We start from the raw sequence: 24,497 nt of genomic DNA, 5'->3' as shown, positions 1-24,497 counted from the left end.
TATGGCCTCCTTAGCTTTCCGCGGCACGAGCCGGAACGAAATCGTTAGCGACGGTCTCGCCAAAAGCCTGGATTTTCGGCGTTTCGTCTGCGTGAGGGCGCGCGATGTCCAGGTGCGGGAACAGCAGTTCGCCAGCGCGGTATGCTTCTTCCAGATGGGGATAACCGGAGAGAATAAAACTGTCGATGCCGAGGTCGGCATACTCACGGATCCGCGCCGCTACGGTGGGGCCGTCGCCCACCAGCGCCGTACCGGCGCCGCCACGCACCAGGCCGACACCGGCCCACAGGTTAGGGGAGATCTCCAGCCGGTCGCGCTGCCCGCCGTGCAGCGCTGCCATACGCTGCTGCCCAACAGAGTCGCTGCGGGCAAAAGCGGCCTGGGCCCGGGCGATGGTGTCGTCATCCAGCCGGGAAATCAGGCGCTCCGCGGCCTGCCAGGCCTCGTCGTTGGTTTCACGCACGATCACATGCAGACGAATACCGAAGCGCACATGGCGCCCGTGAGCGGCTGCCTGCTCCCGAACCTGAGCGATTTTTTCCCGTACCTGCTCCGGCGGCTCGCCCCAGGTGAGATAGCAGTCAACCTGTTCTGCCGCCAGCGCCTGCGCCGGAGCCGAAGAGCCGCCAAACCACAGCGGCGGGCGTGGTTGCTGAAGCGGGGGAAACAGCAGTCGGGCGCCTTTGACCTGCAAATGGCGTCCGTCGTAATCGACGCTTTCGCCTTCCAGCACCCGGCGCCAGATATGGGTAAATTCATCCGCAGCCTGATAGCGGGCGCTATGATCCAGCCAGATGCCGTCCCCCGCCAGCTCTTCGGGGTCGCCGCCGGTCACCAGATTAAACAGTGCCCGGCCGCCGGAAAGCCGGTCCAGGGTAGCCGCCTGGCGCGCCGCTACCGTAGGAGAGACCACGCCAGGGCGCAACGCTACCAGAAACTTCAGATGACGGGTGACCGGAATCAGCGACGCGGCCACCAGCCAGGCGTCTTCGCAGGAGCGCCCGGTGGGGATCAGCACGCCGCTAAATCCCTGACGCTCGGCGGCCTGGGCCACCTGTTGCAGATAGCCGTGATCCACAGGCCTGGCGTTTTCATCGCTGCCGAGATAGCGGCCATCACCGTGAGTGGGCAGAAACCAGAACATATTCAGACTCATCGTTTTTCTCCTTGCGGTGCGGTGGGGTGCCAGATTCGATCGCGAATATCGACCGGTTTCGGAATCAGGCGGTTGGCATAAAACAGATCTGCGGTCTTTTGCTGACGGGCAGCGGTCGCGGCGTCAACGGGGCGGATGGTCATGACCGGGCGATTTTCCAGGTAGCGGACGATCACCGCCGGTGGTAATCCAATGGTGGCGGAGAGCAGGTCGATACTCTGCTGGCGCTGGCTACGTACCAGTTCATCCGCCTGGCTAAAGGTATCGAGCACCTGGCGCAGGAAGGGGCCGTTGGCGTTGGCCCATTCCCGGGAAGCCAGATAGAAAGATCCGGTCAGATCCAGCCCTTCACCGTCGGTCAGTACCCGGGCGCCGCCGTGCAGTACGGTTGCCGAATAGTAGGGATCCCAGATAGCCCAGGCGTCGACGCTACCCTGCTGAAAGGCCGCCCGGGCATCGGCCGGAGTCAGCCAGACGGGATGAATGTCGGAGAAACGCAGCCCGGCTCTCTGCAAGGCCCGTAGTACCAGATTATGGGCGCTGGAGCCTTTCTGTAGCGCGACCCGGCGCCCTTTGAGTTCGGCGACGCTTTTGATTGGACTGTTTTGCGCCACCAGGATGACTTCCGCGCGCGGTTTAGCGGGCTCGGCTCCGACATAGAGCAGATCGGCCCCGGCCGCCTGGGCGAAGATCGGCGGAATATCGCCGGTACCGCCCAGATCGATACTGCCGACATTCAGTGCTTCCAGTAGTTGCGGCCCGGCGGGAAACTCCACCCAGCGGATTTGGGTGCCAGGATAGCGCTGTTCCAGCAGGCGATGGCTCTTTGCCAGCACCATGCCAACGGCGCCTTTCTGATAACCAATCCGCAACTGGTCGGGCGCATTCGGCGCGGCAACGGCGCTGGCCGTTACTCCCAGCATCAGCAGCAGGGAGAGCGTCCTGCGTAACAGCTTACGCATGTGCCACCTCCCGGGACTGGCTGATTCGTAGTCGAAAGGTTTCCAGTGCATCATTCAGCCGCTGGCGCAGCGTTGGCTCGAAGACAGCCCGGTGCTGATAGTCGCTAATTTGCGTATCCAGGGCGAAAACGCCATGCAGGATCTCCTGAGCCTTCAGGGCGTTAAGCACCGGTTTCAGGGTGTAGTCCAGCGCCAGCATATGAGCCAGGGTGCCGCCGCTTGCGAGTGGAAGCACCACCTTGTGCTCCAGCGCCCGTTCGGGTAGCAGATCGAGCAGCGTTTTCAGCGCGCCGGAAAAAGAGGCTTTATAGACCGGTGTCGCCACAATTAATCCGTCCGCTTCCCGGAGTTGCTGAATAAAGGTCTGTAACGCCGGACTGTCGAAGCGGGCGTACAGGAGATCTTCCGGCGCGAAGTTATGCAGATGCCAGTGGCATACTTCGATATCCGCCGGGTTAAGCGTCTCCCGGGCGTACTCCAGCATGGCGCCGGAACGGGAAGGATAACGGGGACTGCCGGACAGGGTTATCACTCGCATGGGCTCTCCTTATAACCATTAGTTTGGTTTAGCTGTTAATTGATTACGAAATGATATTCTCAGAGCCTGGCGTCGGGATTAAATGCTTTTTTCGCAGTTGGTTTGCCGGTTTATGCATAACCAAAACGGAAGGGGATGGCTTTTTTGCCACAGGTCAATTCACATTAGAGCGCGGATGCATAATAATACGGCCCCGGTCTGCCTGACGGGAATCCTGGAGAATTCATGTACTACCCCTTCGTTCGTAAAGCGTTATTTCAGCTCGATCCTGAGCGTGCCCATGAATTGACTTTTCAACAGCTGCGTCGCGTGACGGGAACGCCGCTGGAGTGTCTGGTGCGCCAGAAGGTACCGGCAAAACCGGTCTCCTGTATGGGGCTGACCTTTAAAAACCCGCTGGGGCTGGCCGCCGGGCTGGACAAAAACGGTGAGTGCATCGATGCCCTGGGCGCGATGGGATTTGGTTCGATCGAGATCGGTACCGTAACGCCGCGCCCGCAACCGGGAAACGACAAGCCGCGTCTGTTCCGTCTGGTGGCTGCGGAGGGATTGATCAACCGTATGGGTTTTAATAACCACGGGGTCGATCATCTGGTGGAGAATGTGAAACGCGCCCATTACGATGGCGTACTCGGCATTAATATCGGCAAAAATAAAGATACGCCGGTAGAGCAGGGTAAAGATGACTATCTGATTTGTATGGAAAAAGTCTATCCTTACGCCGGTTATATCGCGATCAACATTTCTTCACCGAATACGCCAGGGCTGCGTACCCTTCAGTATGGTGAAGCGCTGGACGATCTGCTTAGCGCTATTAAAAATAAACAGCAGCAACTGGCGGAACAGCACCATAAATATGTTCCGGTGGCGGTAAAGATCGCCCCGGATCTTTCTCATGAAGAATTGATCCAGGTTGCTGATAGCCTCCTGCGCCATAATATTGATGGGGTTATTGCCACCAATACCACATTAGATCGTAGCCTGGTTTCCGGGATGAAATATTGCGAAGAAGCCGGTGGATTAAGTGGCCGTCCATTACAGTTAAAAAGTACCGAAATTATCCGCCTGCTGGCAGCCGAATTAAACGATCGTTTGCCGATCGTCGGCGTTGGCGGTATCGATAGCGTAGTGGCAGCGCGCGAGAAGATAGCCGCTGGCGCGACGCTGATTCAGATTTATTCTGGTTTTATCTTCAAAGGCCCGCCACTAATTAAAGAAATTGTTACTCATATCTAACCTTTTCACACCTCATGATAACGCCAGGGCTTTATTTTTAGCCCTGGCTGTTTTATATTTCTGTCAGTTGTTGCTTATTTAGACATTCTGGTCTTTGCTTAAATGAACAATAAATTGGAATGCGACATTAATATTAGCTATTAGCTGGTGGGATAGAACAGGGTTAAAATTATGCGGATTAAACCGGACGATAACTGGCGTTGGTATTACGACGAAGAGCACGATCGGATGATGCTCGACCTGGCCAATGGCATGGTCTTTCGTTCGCGTTATTCTCGTCGAATGTTGACGCCGGATGCTTTCGACGCACCGGATTTTTGCGTTGACGATGCCGCGCTGTGGTTCTCTTTTGAGGAGCGCTGCCGCGAACTGACGATTTCCCGGGAGCAGCGCGCGGAGCTGGTGCTGAATGCGCTGGTGGCGATTCGTTTTCTGAAGCCGCAGATGCCGAAAAGCTGGCATTTCGTCACCCACCATGAGGTGTGGCAGCCCGTGGCGGCGGATGTCGCCTGCGTCTGGATAAGCGAGGATAATCGACAGGTCAATCTGCTGGTGGCGGAAGCCGGCAGCAGCGCGTCGCTGTGCCTGCTGGCTCAGCCAGGGCTGCATCTGGCGGGGCGCACCATGCAACTGGGCGACGCCATCAAGATTATGAACGATCGCCTGCGCCCCCTGCAGCAACAGGAGACGCCGCTATCCCGGGCGGCGGTTTAACCGTCGCTCAGTTTGAGTGAGCTTTGCGGTATACAACTGCAGCACAGAATAGTGCCGTCATCGGCTACCGCCTTTCCGTTTAGCGGCCTGACATCGCCATCCAACAGGCGAATACGGCAGCTGCCGCATACCCCGGCCCGACACGACCAGGGCACCCGAATTCCCTGATTTTCCAGCTGATCGAGTAGCGGTTGCTGATTGTTTCCACGCAGCTGGCGGCCATTCCATTCCAGGGCGATTTCGACAGGCGCGGTTGAGGGAGCGGCGACGGCTGTCGGCTCATCGCCTGCGCCGTAGCGTCGGGCCGGGCCGCTTTCCAGCACTTCCACTTCATCGCCGACCCGGATAATACCGCTATCAAGCGCTATCAGGTTTAGCCCAAAATCGACGTCGCCATTGTCGGCAGTGCGAAAGCCTTTAAGCGTGGCCAGCGGCTCGCCGTTGGGATGGCGTACGCCCTGAGAGGGACTGACGGTGGTGAAGATGCAGCGGCTACAGGGTTTGGCGACCTGAAAACGTATACCGCCAATGCGCAGCAGGCGCCAGCTATCTTCCTGCCAGGGGGCGGCGCCGCGCACCACCAGGTTCGGGCGGAACTGACTCATTTCCACGCCTGCCGGGCAGCGGCGGCGCAGATCGTCGAGTGAGCTTTCACTGGTTAACAGACAGGGATAACCGTCGGCAAAGGCCAGCGGCACTTCCGGATGGCGCGCCACCCGGCGATCCGGCTGAGGGCCAATCCAGCGTAGCTGAACTTCCCGCTGGAGAAGGGCGCTCAGCCAGCGGTTGACCGGCTCCGGGGCTATCAGGGCGCTAAAATGATTCCCCCAGACTTCGGTGGGAGAAGGCTGGGGCAGAAAATCCTCGAAGCGTACCTGGCACTGGCTGCCATCCGGCCCGTTCAGCCATAGCCCTTCCGGCAGCAGCGTTGGGGTAAACAGCACCAGATGCGGCAACTGGCGGGCGGTAATAAAGGTACCATCCGGCTCCGTCAGCATAAAAATACGGTCAAATGCCGGCCCGCCTGGCCCGACATGGGTGTGCGACAGTTGCAACCCGCGCATCGATTTTACCGGATGAATAGCCAGACGGGAGAGAGTGAGCACGACGCCTCCGGGGAAAGAGAATCAGGGAATAACTTAGCAGGCAACTTTATGACATGTGTCTCAGATTAGCTATAATGCGCGGCAATTTTCTATAAAGATAAGTGACGATATGAATTCTCTGTTTGCCAGCACGGCGCGTGGGCTCGAAGAGCTGTTAAAAAGCGAACTGGAAGCTCTGGGCGCCCGGGAGTGCCGGGTGGTCCAGGGCGGGGTACATTATCAGGGCGACAGCCGCCTGATGTACCAGAGCCTGCTGTGGAGCCGCCTGGCATCGCGCATTCTGCTGCCGTTGGGCGAATGCGGCGTATACAGCGATCTCGATCTCTATCTGGGCGCGCAGTCTGTCGATTGGACAGCGCTGCTGGCGCCGGGCAGCACTTTTGCGGTGCACTTCAGTGGCCTGAATGACAGCATCCGCAACAGCCAGTATGGCGCGATGAAGGTAAAAGACGCCATCGTCGACGCCTTTACCCGCAAAAATCTGCCGCGCCCGACGGTGGATCGCGAATCGCCGGACTTTCGGGTTCAGGTGCGGCTTTCTCGCGATACGGCCAGCATTTCCCTGGATCTCAGCGGTGAAGGCCTGCACCAGCGCGGCTATCGCGATCGTACCGGCCAGGCGCCGATTAAAGAGAACCTGGCAGCGGCCATCGTACTGCGTTCCGGCTGGCAGCCGGGTACGCCGCTGCTCGATCCGATGTGCGGCACCGGTACGTTGCTGATCGAAGCGGCGATGATCGCTACCGATCGGGCGCCGGGGCTGCGTCGTCAGCACTGGGGATTCCAGGGCTGGCGCGGTCACGACGAGGAGCTGTGGAAATCGGTGGTGGCCGAGGCTCAGGTTCGGGCCCAGCGTGGCCTGAACGGCTATGAGGCCCGTTTATTGGGTTCCGACCGCGATAGTCGGGTGGTGGAGATGGCGCGCTCTGCAGTACGGCGCGCCGGGTTCGCTTCGCTTATTCAGATTGATGTGCGTGACGTGGCGCAGTTGACCAACCCGCTACCGGAAGGGCCGTGCGGTACGATTATCAGCAACCCACCATATGGAGAGCGTCTGGAAAGCGAGCCTGCGCTGATTGCGCTGCACAGCCAGTTAGGGCGCCTGGTGAAGGCCCGCTTCGGCGGCTGGCAGCTGTCGCTGTTTAGCGCCTCGCCGGATCTGCTGAACTGCCTGCAACTGCGGGCCGATCGCCAGTTTCACGCGAAGAATGGCCCGCTGGAGTGCGTACAGAAAAACTATCGGCTGGCCGAAATGCCGGCCGGAACCGAGCCGCAAACTATTGCGGCGGATTACGCTAATCGCCTGCGCAAAAACCTGAAGAAGCTGGAAAAGTGGGCGAAGCAACAGGGCATTGAGTGCTATCGCATCTATGACGCCGATCTGCCGGAATATAACCTGGCTGTCGATCGCTATGCCGATCGCGTGGTGATCCAGGAGTATGCGCCGCCGAAGAATATCGATCCGGCCAGGGCCCGTCAGCGCCTGTTCGATGCCATCAGCGCCACCATGGAAGTGCTGCAACTGGCGCCGGGCCAACTGGTGCTGAAGACCCGCGAGCGTCAGAAGGGGAAGCGCCAGTATCAGAAACTGGCCGAGAAGGGCGATTTTATGGAGATTCAGGAGTACAATGCCCGGCTGTGGGTGAACCTGACCGACTATCTGGACACCGGTCTGTTCCTCGATCATCGTATTGCCCGTCGCATGCTTGGCGAGATGAGCCGGGGCAAAGATTTCCTGAACCTTTTTTGCTACACCGGCAGCGCCAGCGTTCATGCCGGGCTGGGTGGCGCTCGTTCCACCACCAGCGTGGATATGTCGCGCACCTATCTGGAATGGGCGGAGCGCAATTTGCGACTCAACGGTCTGACCGGACGCGCCCACAGGCTGATGCAGGCGGATTGCCTGGACTGGCTGCGCCATGCGGATGAGCAGTTCGATCTTATCTTTATCGATCCGCCGACCTTTTCTAACTCCAAACGTATGGCGGGCGCCTTTGACGTTCAGCGCGACCATATTTCACTGATGCGGGATCTGAAGCGCCTGCTGAGGCCGGACGGCACTATTATGTTTTCGAACAACAAACGCGGTTTCAGTATGGATATTGACGGGCTGGCGGCGCTGGGACTCAGCGCCCGGGAGATCACCCGCGATACGCTGTCGCAGGATTTCGCCCGCAATCGTCAGATACATAACTGCTGGCTGATCCGCCATGCGGTAAAGGATTGAGTCTATGTCATTAATTAGTATGCACGGTGCCTGGCTGTCGTTTAGCGATGCGCCGCTTCTGGATAACGCAGAGCTCCATATCGAAGATAACGAGCGGGTCTGTCTGGTAGGGCGTAACGGGGCCGGTAAATCGACCCTGCTGAAGGTGCTGAATCAGGAAATCCCGCTGGATGACGGACGGATCGTGTACGAGCAGGATCTGGTGGTGGCACGTCTGCAGCAGGATCCGCCGCGGGATATCGTTGGCAGCGTTTATGATTTTGTCGCTGAAGGGGTGGAGGAGCAGGCCGAACATCTGAAGGCCTATCATGATATCTCCCAGAAGGTGATGCAGGATCCCAGCGATAAGAATCTGAACCAGATGGCGCGTATTCAGGAGATCCTGGAGCACCACGGGCTGTGGCAGCTGGAAAACCGCATTAGTGAAGTGCTGGCCCAACTGGGGCTGGAAGCCGATGCGCCGCTCTCTTCGCTTTCCGGCGGCTGGCTGCGCAAAGCGGCGCTGGGACGGGCGCTGGTCAGTTCCCCCCGCGTGCTGCTGCTTGATGAGCCGACTAACCACCTGGACATTGAAGCTATCGACTGGCTGGAGGGATTCCTGAAGTCCTTCCCTGGCACTATCGTTTTTATTTCCCACGATCGTTCGTTTATTCGCAATATGGCGACCCGCATCGTCGATCTCGATCGCGGTCAGCCGGTCTCCTACCCCGGCGATTACGATAAATATCTGCTGGCCAAAGAAGAGGCGCTGCGGGTTGAAGAGCAGCAGAATGCTGAATTCGATCGCCGGCTTGCCCAGGAAGAGGTCTGGATCCGTCAGGGCATTAAGGCGCGCCGAACCCGTAACGAGGGACGGGTACGGGCACTGAAAGCCATGCGTCGCGAACGTTCAGATCGCCGGGAAGTGCTGGGCAGTGCGAAAATGCAGGTCGAGGAGGCGGTACGCTCCGGCAAGATTGTCTTTGAACTGGAAGACGTAAATTACGCCATTGACGGACGGCCGCTGGTGACAGGCTTTACCGCTCAGGTTCAGCGCGGCGATAAGATTGCGCTGGTGGGGCCCAACGGCTGCGGCAAAACTACGCTGCTCAAACTGATGCTGGGCGATCTCAAGGCGGACAGTGGGCGGGTGCATGTCGGCACTAAGCTGGAAGTCGCCTATTTCGATCAGCACCGGGCGGCGCTCGATCCGGATCGCACGGTGATGGATAACCTGGCGGATGGCAAGCAGGAGGTGATGGTTAACGGTAAACCGCGCCACGTGTTGGGCTATTTGCAGGAGTTCCTGTTCCCGCCCAGGCGAGCCATGACGCCGGTGCGAGCGCTTTCCGGCGGCGAACGCAATCGTCTGCTGCTGGCGCGCCTGTTTCTGAAACCCAGCAATCTACTGATTCTTGATGAACCGACCAACGATCTCGACGTAGAAACGCTGGAACTGCTGGAAGAGCTGATCGACAGCTATACCGGCACCGTGCTGCTGGTCAGCCACGACCGTCAGTTCGTCGATAATACCGTAACTGAATGCTGGATCTTCGAAGGAGAAGGGCGCATTGGGCAGTATGTCGGCGGCTATCATGACGCTCGCGAGCAGCAGGCCCAGGCCCAACCGCTGCGCCAGTCGGTAGCCCAGAAAGCGAGCCCGAAAGCGCCGGAGCAGGAAAAAACGCAGCCGGAACGACGCGCCGGCACCAGCGGCGGCAAGCTTAGCTATAATTTGCAGCGTGAGCTGGAACAGCTGCCGCACAAGCTCGAACAGCTTGAGGCGGAGCTGGAAGCGCTGCAGAGTCAGGTCAGCGACCCTGAATTCTTTAATCAGCCCCATGAAAATACGCAAAAGGTGCTGTCGGCAATGGCGGAAGCAGAGCAGGCGCTTGAAACCGCGTTTGAACGCTGGGAACATCTTGAATCGTTAAAAAACGGCGGATAAGGGAGAGAGGGCCATGTGCCAGCAACACCAGGACGGGCAGCATATTTTGTGTCCGCAGTGCGATCTACTGGTGGCCTTACCCCGGCTGGCGACCGGAGAGAAGGCCTGCTGCCCGCGCTGTCATACCACATTAACGACCCGCTGGAGCTCGCCGCGTCAGCGTCCGACTGCCTACGCGCTGGCGGCACTGTTTATGCTGGTGCTGGCCAACCTGTTCCCCTTTATCAGCATGAATGTGAAAGGGGTCAGCAGCGAGATCGCGCTACTGGAGATCCCGGAAGTGATGTTTTCCCAGGATTACGCCAGCCTGGGATTCTTCTTTATTCTGTTCGTCCAACTGGTGCCTGCATTTTGCCTGGTCAGCATCCTGTTGTTGATTAACCAGGTGCGGATGGATCTTCGCCTGGCCCGGATTCTGGCCCGGGTGCTGTTTCTGCTTAAAGGCTGGGGGATGGCGGAAATATTTCTCGCCGGGGTTTTGGTCAGCTTCGTTAAGCTTATCGCATATGGTGATATCGGCGTGGGGGCGAGCTTCATACCCTGGTGCCTGTTCTGCGTGCTGCAACTGAGGGCTTTCCAGTGCGTGGATCGACGCTGGCTGTGGGATGATATCGAACCGATGCCGGAGGTGCGCCAGCCGCTAAAGATTGGCGCCACCGGACTGCGCCAGGGGCTGCGATCCTGCGCCTGCTGTACCGCCATTTTGCCGGCGGAACAACTGGTGTGCCCCCGCTGTCATTCAAAAGGGTACGCGCGGCGGCGTAACAGCCTGCAGTGGACGCTGGCGCTGCTGTTCACCTCTATCATTCTCTATCTGCCCGCCAATATTCTGCCCATTATGATTACCGACCTGCTGGGCGATAAGATGCCGTCAACCATTATCGCCGGCGTGATCCTGCTGTGGAATGAGGGATCGTATCCGGTGGCGATGGTGATTTTTATCGCCAGTATTATGGTGCCGACCTTAAAGATGCTGGCTATCGGCTGGCTGTGCTGGGACGCCAACGGCCACGGCCGGGCGGACTGCGAACGGATGCATAAAATTTACGAGGTGGTGGAGTTTGTCGGCCGCTGGTCGATGATCGACGTTTTTGTTATCGCCGTTTTGTCGGCGTTGGTGCGCATGGGGGCCCTGATGAGCATTTACCCTGCGATGGGGGCCTTAATGTTTGCGTTAGTGGTTATCATAACCATGGTGGCGGCGATGAGTTTTGACCCGCGATTGTCGTGGGATCGTACGCCGGAGCCGGCTCATGAGGAGTTAACTGAGCATGGAAAATAATAACGGAGAAGCCCAGGTGCGCAAGGTGAGACGCTGGTCGCCGGTGTGGATCTTCCCCATTGTGACGGCGCTGATCGGCGCCTGGATTCTGTTTTATCATTACAGCCATCTGGGGCCGGAAGTGACGCTAATCACCACCTCTGCCGAAGGGATCGAAGGAGGAAAGACAGCGATTAAGAGTCGTAGCGTTGATGTCGGCGTGGTGGAAAGTGCGGTATTGAGCGACGATCTGCACCACGTGGAGATTAAGGCGCGGCTGAATGCCGGCATGGAAAAGCTGCTGCATAAAGATTCGGTCTTCTGGGTGGTTAAGCCCCAGATTGGCCGTGAAGGAGTTACCGGACTGGGAACGCTGCTGTCCGGCGCTTATATCGAATTACAGCCGGGTAGCAAAGGTGAAGCTCCGGAACAGTATGAGCTGCTGGATTCGCCGCCGCTGGCGCCGCCGGATGCCAAAGGGATCCGGGTGGTGCTGGAAAGCAGTCGCGCCGGACAGTTGAATCCTGGCGACCCGGTACTGTTCCGCGGTTATCCGGTGGGGAATGTGGAAACCAGCCAGTTTGACCCGAAAACCCGCAGCATCCATTACCAGCTGTTTGTGAAGGCGCCCTACGATCGCCTGGTTACCACTAACGTCCGTTTCTGGAAAGACAGCGGCATTGCGGTGGATATGTCCTCTTCGGGAATGCGGGTCGAGATGGGATCGCTCACTACGCTGTTTAGCGGCGGCGTCAGCTTCGACGTGCCGGAAGGCTGGCCTCAGGGCGAGCCGGTAGCCAACCAGACTGAGTTTTCACTGTTTGACGATCGCAAGAGCATTCAGGATTCACTCTATACCCAGCATGTGGATTTCCTGATGTTCTTCCAGGATTCGATTCGCGGCCTGCAGCCTGGCGCGCCGGTGGAATTCCGCGGTATTCGCCTTGGCACGGTTTCTGAAGTCCCCTTCTCGGTGCCCGGGCTTCAGCAGAAGCTGAATACGGATTACCGTATCCCGGTACTGATTCGTATTGAACCGGAACGGGTGGAAAATCAGCTGGGCGAAAATCCGGACGTACAGGCGCATCTGGAGGAACTGCTGAAGCGCGGTCTGCGTGCCTCGCTGAAAACCGGCAACCTGGTGACCGGACAGCTGTATATCGATCTGGACTTCTATCCGAAAGAGGAGCCGGTGAAAAGGATGCGCAGCTTCTCGGGATACCCGATCATTCCAACGGTGAGCGGCGGTCTGGCGCAGATTCAGCAGCGCCTGATGGACGTGCTGGATAAGATCAACAATCTGCCGCTGAATCCAATGATCGCGCAGGCGACCAATACGCTGTCTGAAAGCCAGCGCACCATGCAGCATCTGCAAAAAACGGTCGACAGCCTGAATCAGATTATGAACAGCCAGTCGATGCAGCAGTTGCCGCAGGATATGCAGAAGACGCTACAGGAGCTGAATCGCAGTATGAAAGGCTTCCAGCCTGGTTCCGCCGCTTATAACAAGATGGTGGGTGATATGCAGCGCCTGGATCAGGTTCTGCGTGAACTGCAGCCGGTACTGCGCACGCTCAATGATAAGAGCAACGCGCTGGTGTTTGAGGCGAAACAGAAAAAAGATCCCCAGCCGAAGAGGGCTAAAGAATGAAAAAGTGGCTTGCGCTGATAATGGCGGCGGCGCTGAGCGCCTGTAGCAGCAGTGGCGATGATAAGACCTATTACCAGCTTCCGGTTGCGGTGCAGCCGGTAACCCAGAGCATGACGCAAAGCAGTCAGCGCCAGCTGTGGGTGGAGCAGGTCACTATTCCGGACTACCTGGCCGGTAACGGGCTGGCCTATCAAACCACTGATGTGCAGTACACCATCGCCAACAGCAATCTGTGGGCCAGTCCTCTTGACCAGCAGTTGCGTAACACGCTGGTGGCCAACCTGAGCGCCCGGCTTCCGGGGTGGGTGGTTTCCTCCCAGCCGCTGGGCAGCGATCAGGATGTTCTGAGCGTTAACGTTACCGGCTTCCACGGCCGCTATGACGGGCATGTGATTGTCAGCGGTGAATGGCTGCTTAATCACCAGGGGCGGATGATTAAGCGTCCGTTCTTTGTGGAGCTAAAGCAGCAGGAAGACGGTTATGACGCCATGGTAAAAAGCCTGGCCCAGGGGTGGCAGCAGGCTACCCAGGGGATTGTCGGCGAGCTAACGCGTCTGCCGTAATTTAAAAATTTTTACGTAAGGCGATGCCGCGCGCTTTGTGGAAAGCGCGCGGCATTTTTTTTGATGCGAGTCAGCAAGATGCGCCATCCCGTGACCAGAAGCAGGGAATAATAGCGTATCAATATGACACTGGCGTGAATTTTGCGCATTGACGCCGACGCTGAATAGGGGTATTCGTTATCTGTGGTTGCACGTTTTGTAATCACTGTTTTCTTTTCCACAGCTAAGACAATGAGGGAAATGAGGCATGAAGAGACAAAAACGAGATCGCATGACACGGGCTCAGAAGCGTGGTTACCAGGCGGGTATCGCCGGTCGTTCAAAGGAGATGTGCCCCTATCAGGCCCTGGATCAGAGGTCGCACTGGCTGGGAGGTTGGCGAGAAGCCATGGCTGACAAAGCGGTACTGGCCTGAGGCATGCCACTGTCTCTTTAGAAAACAGAAACCTCCGCAGTGCGGAGGTTTCGCCGTTTACAGGACGCTGTTTACGGAATCAGAAAGTAGAAGTATCTTTGAACAGGCCGACTTTCAGGTCTTTGGCGTCATAAATCTTGTGATCGTCGACAAAGACTTCGCCATCGGCAACGCCCATGATCAGCTTGCGGTTGATGATGCGCTTGAAGTGGATTCGGTAGGTTACTTTCTTCGCACTCGGCAGTACCTGGCCGGTAAACTTCACCTCGCCAACGCCCAGCGCGCGGCCTTTGCCTTCGCCGCCCAGCCAGCCCAGATAGAAACCAACCAGCTGCCACATGGCATCCAGGCCCAGACAACCGGGCATAACCGGATCGCCGATGAAGTGGCAACCGAAGAACCAGAGATCCGGATTAATATCCAGCTCGGCTTCCACGTAGCCTTTATCATAGTTTCCGCCGGCTTCGGTCATTTTGACCACGCGGTCCATCATCAGCATATTGGGGGCGGGGAGCTGCGGGCCTTCAGCGCCAAATAGCTCTCCGCGTCCGGAGGCAAGAAGATCTTCTTTCGTATAGGATTCGCGTTTATCAACCATGTCTGAATTAAGCCTTATTTTAATGAAGGTCGCAGGTTAGCTAACAGCTGTACGCTCAACAACTCCGATCAGTTGTGGTTAAACCAGTTTAGCCAACGCAGCGGCCAGGGATAACGGTGTCGGGCTTCCTGTTGCGTCGCCTGAGCGATACGGCCCTGAATTATCTGTAACAGCCCCGGGCGTTGCTCGTCGTCCCAGGGAAGACCACTGAGCAGCGTCAGCGCCTCGCGGGCATCATCTACCGCCCACAGGGAAAACTGCCCCGCCTCAACGGCGTCCAGCAGATCCTGGTGCAGCGCCAGATGGCGTACGTTGGCGTTGGGAATAATCACGCCCTGGTGCCCGGTCAGTTCGCGCTGCTGGCAAATACGGAAGAAGCCTTCGATCTTCTCGTTAAGACCGCCCACCGGCTGAGAGCGGCCAAACTGATCCACCGAACCGGTTATCGCGATGCCCTGGCGCAGGGGAACGCCTGACAGGGCACTGACCAGCGCGCACAGTTCCGCCATGGAGGCGCTGTCGCCATCTACCTCGCTGTATGACTGTTCAAAGGTCAGCGAAGCAGAGAAGGGGAGCTGCTGCTCCAGTTCGAGTTCGGCCATTAAAAACGCCTGCATGATCATCATGCCCTTGGCGTGAATATTACCACCCAATTCGGCCTTGCGTTCGATATCGGTAAATTCGCCGTCGCCGATATGCGCCACGCAGGTGATACGCGAAGGTTCGCCAAAGGGGCGCGGATGCCCCGGAAACTCAATGACCGACAGGGCATTGACCTGGCCTGTGCGGACGCCTTCGGTTTCAATCAGAATTTGCTCCAGCAGGATCTCATCCTGCATACGTTCGCTCAGGAAGCCTTCCCGCCATTCGCGCTGGGCCAGCATCTGGCTGAACAGCTCGCCGCTGAAACTCTCCTGGCAGAACGGGGCCACTTCCCTCAGTTGGCGAAGAACCCATTCCGGCTCCAGTGGTAGCGTTAGCTGATCGCCGGTATAGCGAACACCTTCCCGTACCAGCGGAACCCAGGCATCCTCCTGCGGCCGTGGTAACCGGTACTGGCCAGCGAGATGATGAACCCAGGCGCGCCACAGCGCGAACGATTGAGGTTCGACGATCTGCAGGTTATCTTCAAATTCACTATAGATGGCCAGTTCGGCGATTTCCGGCTCCATCTCCTGGAATTCGGCCAGCGCATCGCGCTCGCCGCACAGAATAAGCTTCACCCGCAGCGGCAGGGGGGGAATCTCTATCGGGAACGGGCGCCGCTCGTCTGGCGAGAGCCACTCGAACTGGCCGTTAGTCATCATCTGCTTCAGACGCAGCCACAGTAGCGGCTGCGCCAGCAGGCTGCGTAAAGAGAGCACTAGTACGCCGCCGTTGGCCTGATGCAGCAGGCCGGGTTGCAGCTGCGGTGTGGCGCCGCGCCAGCGTACGCAACCAAACAGCTGCTCGCTTTCAACCCAGTCGCCGGCGACCACCGCACCCGCAGCGGAGAAGTCATCGTCAGGCGAGTGGGGGGGATGCAGCGTGATGGACTCTGCATCTATCTGATAACGGCCGCCGCACAGGGGAAGATCGCCGGATATCATTTCGCGCGCCGCCGCACCGATCCGCGCCGGGTACCCGGGAGCCTCGGGACTTTTAACCAGCATGATATCTGCGGGAGCGCTGGGGTGAAGCAACTGCGTCAGGCCGTAACAGAGCCGGGCCTGAAGCTGGCTAAAAATATGAGCGTCGGGAGAGGTTGGCTGTGTCGGCTGCTGTAGATACGCCTGGGTATCCGGAACAAGCTCGCGCCATGATAGTTGGTTTATTGTCAAAATTATGTGCGTTTGTTGAGATATCAAAGGCGCGATTATACAGTAAGCGGACGTGCTTCACACGGGTAGCGTGTGCGGGGGAGTAGTGAAAAGCGTTATGGCTTCACATCAATGATTTTCCGCTAAGCTAAAGCCCGGAAAAGCTGATATCCTGAACATAGTTACGCGGTCACCCTGAGATCAGAATGAAATACCAACAACTGGAAAATCTCGAAAGCGGCTGGAAGTGGAAATACCTGGTGAAGAAGCACCGGGAGGGAGAGTTGATCACCCGTTATATTGAAACCAGCGCGGCCCGGGAGGCAGTGGAGCTTCTGCTCAATATGGAAAATGAACCGGTGCTGGTGCAGTCCTGGATTGAACAACATATGAATCCGGCGCTGATGAACCGGATGAAGCAGACCATTCGCGCTCGCCGCAAACGTCACTTCAATGCTGAACATCAGCACACCCGTAAGAAGTCTATCGATCTTGAGTTTCTGGTCTGGCAGCGTCTGGCGGGGCTGGCCCAGCGTAGGGGCTGTACGCTTTCAGAAACTATTGTGCAGTTAATCGAGGATGCGGAGCGTAAAGAGAAATACGCGAATCAGATGTCGAGCCTTAAGCAGGACCTCCAGGCGCTACTGGGAAAAGAGTCGTAATTCTCGCCGTTATCAACCCAGGCCTGGCGTTTTTTGGTTTATCAAACGGCGGGCAATAAAAAACCCCGCCAGAGCGGGGTTTTTTCGAAGCAATGTAACTTAAGCCTGCGGCTGAGTTACAACGTCTTTAACGCCTTTCACTTCGATTTCTACGCGACGATCCGGAGCCAGGCAGTCGATCAGAGCTGCGCGACGCTTAACGTTGTCGCAGGTATTGCCGGTAACCGGGTTAGACTCGCCCATGCCCTGTGCAGAGATCTTGTTGGACGGGATACCTTTAGAGATCAGGTAGTCAACAACAGACTGTGCACGACGCTCGGACAGCTTCTGGTTGTAAGCGTCAGAACCGATGCGGTCGGTGAAGCCCAGAACCACGACGTTGCCGTCTTTCGGATCCAGGTTAGCCAGCTGGGTGTACAGCTGATCCAGCGCCTGCTGACCTTCCGGCTTCAGAGAAGCCTTGTTGAAGTTGAACAGAACGTCAGACTTCAGGGTGAAGCGCTTGGTCTGAACCTGCGGAGCCGGAGCCGGAGCTACAACCGGAGCAGCTTCTTCCTGCTGACCGAAGCGATAGGAAACGCCCAGGCTCAGCATACCGTTGTCCGGACGAGTACCCACGGTGTGTGCGTCGCCGATGTTGTTGATCCACTGGTATTCCAGACGGGTAGCGATATCGCGGGTAACCGCCCACTCGAAACCAGCTGCGTATACCGGAGAAACGCCGGTGTCGTGGTCTTTCAGACGCTCACCAGCGGCGTTTTTCGCAGTAGAGTCTGCACGCCATACCATACCACCCAGACGGGTATAGATATCCAGATCGTCCAGAATCGGGTAGCTCAGTTTAGCGGTCAGCTGGATACCCTGGGCCTTGAAGGCGCCGCTTTCCGGCTTGCCAGTGTATTCCATACGACCCAGCCAGTCATAACCCATTTCGAAACCAACGTACGGGTTAACCTGGTAGCCGCCGAACGCGCCTGCGCCCAGCTGGCTGTCGTGGGTAGAACCACTACCGATGCCAGAGTCATAACCATTACCGTAGAAACCGGTATCGTGGTACTGAGACCAGCCCAGTTTCGCACCAGCATACCAGGTGTTATCTTTCGGTGCGGCCTGCGCTACGGTAGCGAAGCCAGCCAGTGCCACTGCAATCGCGATAGCTGTCTTTTTCATTTTTTGCGCCTCGTTATCATCCAAAAAGGCCATAGGCTTCAATATTTTTACAGAGCCTACGGTTAAATCCTTCGCCCGGGTCGCTACTCAAATTGTTGCTCTACCGCTCAAGACGGTTATTGCTGAGTAACCCCGGCGTTGTAAAGTCTACAACGTAGTTAAAAAGTTACAAGTACGCAGCAGGTTTCGGGAATAAAAAAAAACGTTTCTTTGACACTGTTTGTTACATTTGCGATTAAAGTTTGTGCCTGAGATTTTTCGTTAAACCCCTGTCAAGGCCTTGCCACAAGCGGTTTTCTTTATAATCACAATGACCTGAGAGGCATCTCAAAAAAATTTCTAAGAGTCATCCTAAATTTACTTAATGATACAAACTGGAGTGAATCTTTAGCCCTGCCCGTGGTCTGGCGCTGGGGTAAAGGGAGGGGACAGGGCGTAAAATCAGGCCGGTGGTCTGTCCTTCACAGGCCGCGAGATTGAGCAAGTTGTGTTGATCGTCGCTCAATTCGTGCGGCAACCAACCGATCACTGCACTGTAGTTTCCCGTGCGCATCGCTTTCGCCATGGTTTCGACAGTCGTCTGCGGTGTGACCTGATTAACCTGCATCATTTTACTTAGCGGTAAGCCTGCAGACTGCAGCCACTGGCGACTCAGTTTCTGACATGGCGTTAGCCAAAGCTGCCAGCGTGACTGTTGCCCAAGCTGCTGTAATAGTGGCAAAAGCATTAGTTCCGTCAAACCGGCACGATCTTCACTATAGACTACTTCACTGATAACGCCCGCAAAATGTCCATCGTTGTGATGAAAAGCCGCGTGGGGGCGAACGGTGCGCGCTAAGTTTTGCGTACGATCGTGAGATGCAGGTAAAGACATATTGTATCCAGCCTTATCGGTTACTGTATGAATATACAGTAATACCTGTACGCGCAAAGATCAACCTCAATTTATGAAAGCGTCTCGCAATTTTGAGCTTCGATGGCCGGTCTGGAGAAAATCATATTGCCCGGGGCGTGGAAGTTGCCTATGGTCGATTGTTGTAAATGGAATCGCTAATGTGATGGATGTACATTAGTCTTTGATTTTAAGGAAAATAAAATGAAAGATTCGTGCTATTTACAGATCGACAGAACACGGAGGTATCTGTCGCCTCTGGGGGATATTCAGTGTCGCGCGCTCTTTGGCGGCTACAGCCTCTATATTGATGATACCGTATTTGCGATGGTTGCGAATGGACAGCTTTACCTTCGGGCCTGTGAGCAAAACGAAGGCTATTTCCTGCAAAAACAGCTTCCCACGCTCTCGTTTTCCCGCCGCGGTCGCCAAATCGCGCTCAAATACTATCTGGTAGGCGAAGCGCTGTGGCGCGAACCTGTCCAGCTTCTGGCGCTGTCCTGGCAGGCGTTGAACGGCGCCAGGCAAGAAAAAATAGCGCGTAGCGTTATTACTCGTCTCAAGGATCTACCCAATCTCACTTCCGGGCTGGAGAGCATGCTATGGGTGGTGGGTATCCGAAACGTCGAGGCGTTACAGGTTATGGGGGCGAAAGCGAGCTGGCTGAAACTACGGAGTATTAATAAAGAGATTGGCGTTAAGGTTTTGCTGGCGCTGGCGGGAGCGATTTATGGTCTGCATGAAGCAGCGCTCCCGTTGCAGATGCGACAGGAGCTTATGGAGTGGGCTTCGGAGCAGATCGTTAATGATACGCTCTATTCAGGTAGCTGATGTAACTGCTGCTGTAGGGCCGACAGCTCCGGCAGTAAGGCGACCAGCAATCCTATCTGCTGGATGACCAACGGCTCTTTGGTTCCGGCGGTAGGATGGCTTTTTTCCAGGCGAATGCTCAATTGCTCCAGAGCCTGCCGAATCCGCTCCGCGTCTGCGCCATTTGTGTACAAGGGGAGCAATGCCGCATCGACATAGCAGACCGCATCATCCAGCAGGGCCAGAATCTCTGGATTTTCGAGCCGTTCTCTGTGCGCCCCCAGCGTTGAAACGTAGCTGGTCAACGTATGGTTGAGGCACAGCAGGCGAAAAGCCATTTCACGAATCTCCGGAGTGGCACGCGGTTCGACCGACAGGTTAGAGACAACCGAAGCCAGCTCGGCATCGCGGTTATGGGCGTCGCGTCGGGCGATGCGATAATCCAGGTGATTATCACGCCCCTGATGGTACTGGGCCATAATCGCATCGAGATAGCGGCAGTTGGCACTGAATGCGCGCTCCACCACCAGCGGCAGGCGTCGGAAGCGCCAGTCCGGCCAGATAAAGCTCACCGCCGCCCAGGCGATTGCGCAGCCTATAAGGGTATCGACAATGCGCGGCAGCGCCACCACAAAACCTTCGCCCAGCAGGTTAAAACACAGCAACACCAGCATGGTGATGAAGACCGTTGCGTGAGCATACTGGACGTTGCGAAAGGCGAAGAACAGCACGCCGGTAATCACGATAAGCGCGAGCTGTCCTTCCTGCGAAGGCACCAGCCATAGTACCGGCAGGCCGATCGCGACCCCTAACAGCGTTCCGATAATACGCAGCGCCAGACGCCTGCGGGTGGCGTTGTAGTTGGGCTGGCACACAAACAGACTGGTCAGCAGTATCCAGTAGCCGCGTTGCAGGCCAGTTATCTGAATAAAGGCATAACCTACGCACAGGACGATCGACATCCGAACCGCGTGGCGGAACAGGGCCGATTCCGGCGTCAGGTGGCGGCTCAGGCGGAGCCAGATATCGCTAAATCCGCTAAGTCCGTCATCGGACAGGCGGTTTTCGGCAGAGTCGGCCGGCATGGCCAGCGCCTGCTCCGATTCAATCGTCGCCAGTTGGGCGTCGATGGCGCGCAGATTGGCTATCAGAAAACCAATCGCTTCGCGCTCGCTAGCGGTAATGGCATTGGCCGGTAGCTGTCCAATCGCCGACTCCAGATGGGTAAACGCGCGTTCGAAACGCGGATCGTGTTGATAAGGCGTGCGTAGCAGTATTGAATGGGAGAGTTGTTGGCAGGCCAGTGCCTGCATGGAGAGCAGACGCTGAAAGCGGAACATCAGATCGCTGTGGCGAAACTTCACGCGCAGCGCCTGATATTGCACGTGCGAAGAGCTGGCGCGTTCGTGAATGTCCTGCGCCACAAAATAGTAGTGCAGGGTGCGCCGGGTTCCGCGCTGGCCTCGATCGCCGCGCAGGCGGGTCAGTAGCGAAGCCTTGGTCTGATTCAGCGTCTGAACCAGCTGGCCGTTGGCCATAGCCAGGTTGACCAGAGGCTCCTGGCTTTCATCTTCGATGTCGGGATCGAACTGGCGCGACTTCAGTTCCAGATAGTGAGCCAACTGCTCGTAGCAGCGAGCCAGGTTATCCTGAAGCGGGCGCACCGGAAAGATCAGATGTCCCACCAGGGTCAGAACGTTATACCAGATGGCCCCCGCCAGCAGCAGTACAGGCTGCTGGTACCAGTTATCGAACAGCGTGATACCCAGCATGGTATAGATGGCGATCAGCAGCGCTCCGAAGGCGATGGTGGCGTAGCGCTGGCCCAGACCGCCCAGTAGAATAAAGCCGATGGTTGAGGTGGTGAGCCCGGCGGCGAACAGCCATGGCCAGGGAAACAGCAGCTCTACGGAGACCGAGGCAATAAAGAAGCAGATCAGGGTGATGAGCAGGTTACGCAACCTGCCCGTCAGGCGGTCATCCAGATCCGCCAGCGCGGCAGCCACAACGCCCAGGGTGACAGGGATCGTGAGTTTAACTTCGTTAAGCCACCAGGGCACAAGAGTGGTGCCGCTCAGGGCGATAAAAATACGCAGGTTATAGAGCCAGGCGCTGTTCCAGGCGTAGCGGCGCAGCAGGGGACTGAGTTTGGGCACGATAACCTCGGCTTAGCGGAACTGGCTGCGGGCATTCGCCTCGCGCGCTGCGCGCGCGGTTTCGACAGAGACTACGCGGCGTCCCACGGGCCACAGCGCAATGGCGGCGATCTTGAAATTCGCGATGCCCACCGGAATGCCGATAATCGTCAGACACTGGGTAATACCCGCCGCAATGTGCGCCAGGCACAGCCACCAGCCAAAGATCACAACCCAGAAGATATTCAGTAGGGTTCCACCTGCATTCATCAGCGAACTCTTGCTACCGGGAGAGAGGACATCCACGTGCACCGCCTCGTTGCCGTAGGGCAGCAGTGACAGTTTGGTGATTTCCCAGCAGGAACGGGTAAGCGGCAGGGTAAAAATCAGCAGAATGCTTACCAGAGTCGCCAGCAGCCAGGAGAGAGTGGTGAAAAATCCACCCAGGACAAAATTGAGAATATTAAGAACGGTGCGCATAATCACTCTTACGTTAGCCGAATAACGGCACAATCAATAACCACGCCAATTGTAACGCGTTTTTGCCTGGAGCGGGATTTCTGTGACGGGTAAACTGAGCGTCTCCATGAGTCACAGGGCAGGTTCGAGTATCAGCATGGAATTAAAAGCAACTTCTCTTGGCAAGCGCCTGGCGCAGCATCCCTACGACCGCGTCCGGCTATTGAGCGCCGGCGTTGAAGTCTCCGGCGAACGCCATCAGTATCTAATCCCCTTTAATCAACTGCTGGGGATCAACTGCAAACGCGGTCTGGTCTGGGGAGAGCTGGAGTTTGTGCTGCCGCAAAATAAGGTGGTACGCCTGCATGGTACCGAGTGGGTGGAAACCCGCAGCTTTTTCCAGCATCTGCAGCACCAATGGCAGAGCTGGAGCGAAGAGATGAGCATCATCGCGGCGGGAGTGCTACGCCAGACGCTGGATGAACTGGCAGAGTGTGATGCGGAACGCTGGCTGAAGCGCAGCGAAATGCAGAGGCTGCGGGAGAAGATCCGCGATGCCTTTACGGCGTTGCCCCTGCCACATGAACGCATGGAGGAGTTCGATAACTGCCGGGAATTATGGCACCAGTGTCAGGCCTGGCTGGAGGAGGGGGAAGAGCGTCGACTGGCCATTAACCAGGCCTGGACGGAAAGGATGCTCGAACAGTATTCTGAGTTTTTCGCGCAGGTGGAAAGTTCGCCCCTCAACCCTTCACAGGCCCGTGCGGTGGTGAATGGCGAATCCTCGCTGCTGGTGCTGGCGGGGGCTGGCAGCGGTAAAACCTCGGTGCTGGTGGCCCGTGCAGGCTGGCTGCTGACGCGCGGCGAAGCCAGCGCCGATCAGATTTTACTGCTGGCTTTCGGGCGCGACGCGGCCCGCGAAATGGACGAGCGTATCGAACAGCGGCTTCAGGCCGGCGCGGAAGGCATTACCGCCCGCACCTTTCATGCGCTGGCGTTACACATCATCCAGCAGGGAGGGCGCAAGGCGCCCCAGATAAGTACGCTTGAAAGCGACAGCGCCGCGCGTCATGCCCTGTTGCTCGACTGCTGGCGTCAGCAGTGCCAGGAGAAAAAGGCCCAGGCTAAAGGATGGCGCCAGTGGTTGACGGAAGAGCTGCAGTGGGAAGTACCGGAAGAGGCATTCTGGCAGGACGAAAAGCTGGCCCGTCGCCTGGCCGGGCGGCTCGATCGCTGGCTGGGTCTGATGCGGATGCACGGCGGTAGTCAGGCGCAGATGGTGGCCGACTGTCCGGAGCCGCAGCGTGAACTGTTTCAAAAGCGAATTAAGCTGATGGCGCCGTTGCTAAAAGCGTGGAAGGCCGCGCTGAAGGATGAAGGCGCCGTGGATTTTTCTGGCCTGATCCACCAGGCGATTAACGTGCTTGATAAGGGGCGTTTTATCAGCCCCTGGAAACATATTCTGGTGGACGAGTTCCAGGATATCTCCCCCCAGCGTGCGGCGCTGCTGGCGGCACTGCGCCGTCAGAATTCCCATACCACGCTATTCGCCGTGGGGGATGACTGGCAGGCTATCTATCGCTTTAGCGGTGCGGAAATGGCGCTGACCACCGCTTTTACCCACCATTTTGGCGAAGGCGATAGCTGCGCGCTCGACATAACCTATCGCTTCAACAGTCGCATCGGCGATATCGCCAACGGCTTTATTCAGCAGAATCCGCATCAGTTGGCCAAGCCGCTGAACAGTCTGGCCAAAGGGGATAAAAAAGCCGTAATGCTGCTGCCGGACGATAAGCTGGAGGCGCTGCTGGATAAGCTCAGTGGGTACGTTAAGCCGGAACAGCGGATCCTGATTCTGGCCCGTTATCACCACCTGCGCCCGGCGCTGCTGGAAAAAGCCCAGACCCGCTGGCCGAAGCTGCACATAGATTTTATGACCATCCACGCCAGCAAGGGGCAACAGGCGGATTATGTGATTATTCTGGGATTGCAGGAAGGGAAGGACGGTTTTCCGGCGCCGGCACGTGAGTCGATTATGGAACAGGCGCTGCTGCCGCAACCGGAGGATTTTCCTGATGCCGAAGAGCGACGCCTGCTCTATGTAGCGCTGACCCGCGCCCGCCATCGGGAATGGCTGCTGTATAACCGGGAGCAACCTTCCCCGTTTGTAGAGGCGCTGAAAGCGCTTGGCGTCCCGGTAGCACGTAAGCCCTGAG

The 24,497-nt window shown here is 57.3% G+C and carries 21 protein-coding genes; 11 read left to right on the top strand and 10 right to left on the bottom strand.

From position 1 onward, the window contains the following. Positions 1-10 precede the first annotated feature (10 nt). Genes ssuD through ssuE form a run of 3 tightly spaced genes read right to left on the bottom strand, consistent with a single transcriptional unit; the run spans position 11 to position 2,656 of the window. Positions 11-1,156: an FMNH2-dependent alkanesulfonate monooxygenase gene (gene ssuD, locus V3W49_RS00775; RefSeq protein ID WP_500143020.1), complete on the bottom strand. Its 1,146-nt coding sequence runs from the start codon at positions 1,154-1,156 to the stop codon at positions 11-13. Further along, complete coding sequence (locus tag V3W49_RS00770) at positions 1,153-2,118, bottom strand: sulfonate ABC transporter substrate-binding protein (RefSeq protein ID WP_500143019.1); 966 nt, start codon at positions 2,116-2,118, stop codon at positions 1,153-1,155. The genes ssuD and V3W49_RS00770 overlap by 4 nt, the downstream gene beginning before the upstream one ends. Continuing rightward, positions 2,111-2,656: an NADPH-dependent FMN reductase gene (gene ssuE, locus V3W49_RS00765; protein WP_500143018.1), complete on the bottom strand. Its 546-nt coding sequence runs from the start codon at positions 2,654-2,656 to the stop codon at positions 2,111-2,113. Before ssuE ends, V3W49_RS00770 begins: the two co-directional genes overlap by 8 nt. 225 nt (positions 2,657-2,881) lie before the next feature. Between ssuE and pyrD the strand changes: the two genes are divergently transcribed. Continuing rightward, positions 2,882-3,892: a quinone-dependent dihydroorotate dehydrogenase gene (pyrD, locus tag V3W49_RS00760; RefSeq protein ID WP_500143017.1), complete on the top strand. Its 1,011-nt coding sequence runs from the start codon at positions 2,882-2,884 to the stop codon at positions 3,890-3,892. 171 nt (positions 3,893-4,063) lie between these two features. Beyond that, positions 4,064-4,606, top strand: coding sequence for a cell division protein ZapC (locus tag V3W49_RS00755; RefSeq protein ID WP_500143016.1), 543 nt, complete (start codon positions 4,064-4,066; stop codon positions 4,604-4,606). On the opposite strand, the gene V3W49_RS00750 is transcribed toward V3W49_RS00755, so the two are convergent. Then, the gene (locus V3W49_RS00750) at positions 4,603-5,712 is read right to left on the bottom strand and encodes a YcbX family protein (protein WP_500143014.1); all 1,110 of its coding nucleotides are present in this window, start codon (positions 5,710-5,712) and stop codon (positions 4,603-4,605) included. The two genes, V3W49_RS00755 and V3W49_RS00750, sit on opposite strands and share 4 nt — an antisense overlap. A gap of 109 nt (positions 5,713-5,821) precedes the next feature. Here V3W49_RS00750 and rlmKL point away from each other — a divergent pair, with 109 nt between their 5' ends. From rlmKL to rmf, 6 genes are all read left to right on the top strand, one after another. Beyond that, positions 5,822-7,939, top strand: coding sequence for a bifunctional 23S rRNA (guanine(2069)-N(7))-methyltransferase RlmK/23S rRNA (guanine(2445)-N(2))-methyltransferase RlmL (rlmKL, locus tag V3W49_RS00745; RefSeq protein WP_500143013.1), 2,118 nt, complete (start codon positions 5,822-5,824; stop codon positions 7,937-7,939). Positions 7,940-7,943: 4 nt separating this feature from the next. After that, positions 7,944-9,866, top strand: a complete 1,923-nt coding sequence (locus V3W49_RS00740) for an ABC transporter ATP-binding protein (RefSeq protein WP_500143011.1) — start codon at positions 7,944-7,946, stop codon at positions 9,864-9,866. 13 nt (positions 9,867-9,879) lie between these two features. Then, positions 9,880-11,148, top strand: coding sequence for a membrane integrity-associated transporter subunit PqiA (pqiA, locus tag V3W49_RS00735; RefSeq protein ID WP_500143010.1), 1,269 nt, complete (start codon positions 9,880-9,882; stop codon positions 11,146-11,148). Further along, positions 11,138-12,778 (top strand): intermembrane transport protein PqiB, encoded by a 1,641-nt coding sequence (gene pqiB / locus V3W49_RS00730; RefSeq protein WP_500143009.1) that lies wholly within the window; start codon positions 11,138-11,140, stop codon positions 12,776-12,778. Before pqiA ends, pqiB begins: the two co-directional genes overlap by 11 nt. Beyond that, positions 12,775-13,341, top strand: a complete 567-nt coding sequence (gene pqiC, locus V3W49_RS00725; RefSeq protein WP_500143008.1) for a membrane integrity-associated transporter subunit PqiC — start codon at positions 12,775-12,777, stop codon at positions 13,339-13,341. The genes pqiB and pqiC overlap by 4 nt, the downstream gene beginning before the upstream one ends. A gap of 247 nt (positions 13,342-13,588) precedes the next feature. Beyond that, positions 13,589-13,756, top strand: coding sequence for a ribosome modulation factor (gene rmf, locus V3W49_RS00720; protein ID WP_500143006.1), 168 nt, complete (start codon positions 13,589-13,591; stop codon positions 13,754-13,756). Positions 13,757-13,835: 79 nt separating this feature from the next. On the opposite strand, the gene fabA is transcribed toward rmf, so the two are convergent. Both fabA and V3W49_RS00710 read right to left on the bottom strand, forming a co-directional pair. Next, a complete protein-coding gene (gene fabA / locus V3W49_RS00715) occupies positions 13,836-14,354 on the bottom strand; it encodes a bifunctional 3-hydroxydecanoyl-ACP dehydratase/trans-2-decenoyl-ACP isomerase (RefSeq protein ID WP_500143004.1) in 519 nt (172 codons plus the stop codon). Positions 14,355-14,422: 68 nt separating this feature from the next. After that, positions 14,423-16,174: an AAA family ATPase gene (locus tag V3W49_RS00710; protein ID WP_500143003.1), complete on the bottom strand. Its 1,752-nt coding sequence runs from the start codon at positions 16,172-16,174 to the stop codon at positions 14,423-14,425. Between the two features lie 185 nt (positions 16,175-16,359). Between V3W49_RS00710 and matP the strand changes: the two genes are divergently transcribed. Further along, positions 16,360-16,815 (top strand): macrodomain Ter protein MatP, encoded by a 456-nt coding sequence (matP, locus tag V3W49_RS00705; protein ID WP_500143002.1) that lies wholly within the window; start codon positions 16,360-16,362, stop codon positions 16,813-16,815. A gap of 99 nt (positions 16,816-16,914) precedes the next feature. Here the strand turns inward: matP and ompA are convergent, their stop codons facing one another. Together ompA and sulA are read right to left on the bottom strand one after the other, a co-directional pair. Beyond that, positions 16,915-17,985, bottom strand: coding sequence for a porin OmpA (ompA, locus tag V3W49_RS00700; protein WP_500143001.1), 1,071 nt, complete (start codon positions 17,983-17,985; stop codon positions 16,915-16,917). A gap of 361 nt (positions 17,986-18,346) precedes the next feature. Next, a complete protein-coding gene (gene sulA, locus V3W49_RS00695; RefSeq protein WP_500142999.1) occupies positions 18,347-18,859 on the bottom strand; it encodes an SOS-induced cell division inhibitor SulA in 513 nt (170 codons plus the stop codon). Positions 18,860-19,081: 222 nt separating this feature from the next. Here sulA and V3W49_RS00690 point away from each other — a divergent pair, with 222 nt between their 5' ends. Further along, positions 19,082-19,708: a TfoX/Sxy family DNA transformation protein gene (locus V3W49_RS00690; protein WP_500142998.1), complete on the top strand. Its 627-nt coding sequence runs from the start codon at positions 19,082-19,084 to the stop codon at positions 19,706-19,708. Here V3W49_RS00690 and yccS read toward each other — a convergent pair. Together yccS and V3W49_RS00680 are read right to left on the bottom strand one after the other, a co-directional pair. Further along, entirely contained in the window at positions 19,693-21,843 is a 2,151-nt protein-coding gene (gene yccS, locus V3W49_RS00685) for a YccS family putative transporter (protein WP_500142997.1), read from the bottom strand. The genes V3W49_RS00690 and yccS overlap by 16 nt on opposite strands. 12 nt (positions 21,844-21,855) lie before the next feature. Continuing rightward, the gene (locus V3W49_RS00680; protein WP_500142995.1) at positions 21,856-22,302 is read right to left on the bottom strand and encodes a YccF domain-containing protein; all 447 of its coding nucleotides are present in this window, start codon (positions 22,300-22,302) and stop codon (positions 21,856-21,858) included. A gap of 136 nt (positions 22,303-22,438) precedes the next feature. Between V3W49_RS00680 and helD the strand changes: the two genes are divergently transcribed. Then, a complete protein-coding gene (helD, locus tag V3W49_RS00675; RefSeq protein WP_500142994.1) occupies positions 22,439-24,496 on the top strand; it encodes a DNA helicase IV in 2,058 nt (685 codons plus the stop codon). The last annotated feature ends 1 nt before the right edge of the window (position 24,497 follow it).

Origin of the sequence: Rosenbergiella sp. YN46 (assembly GCF_036620675.1) — a bacterium.
Classification (GTDB): Bacteria; Pseudomonadota; Gammaproteobacteria; order Enterobacterales; family Enterobacteriaceae; genus Jejubacter.
The sequence above is the reverse complement of the archived record's forward strand: the minus strand, read 5'-3'. Positions and strand labels throughout refer to the sequence as shown.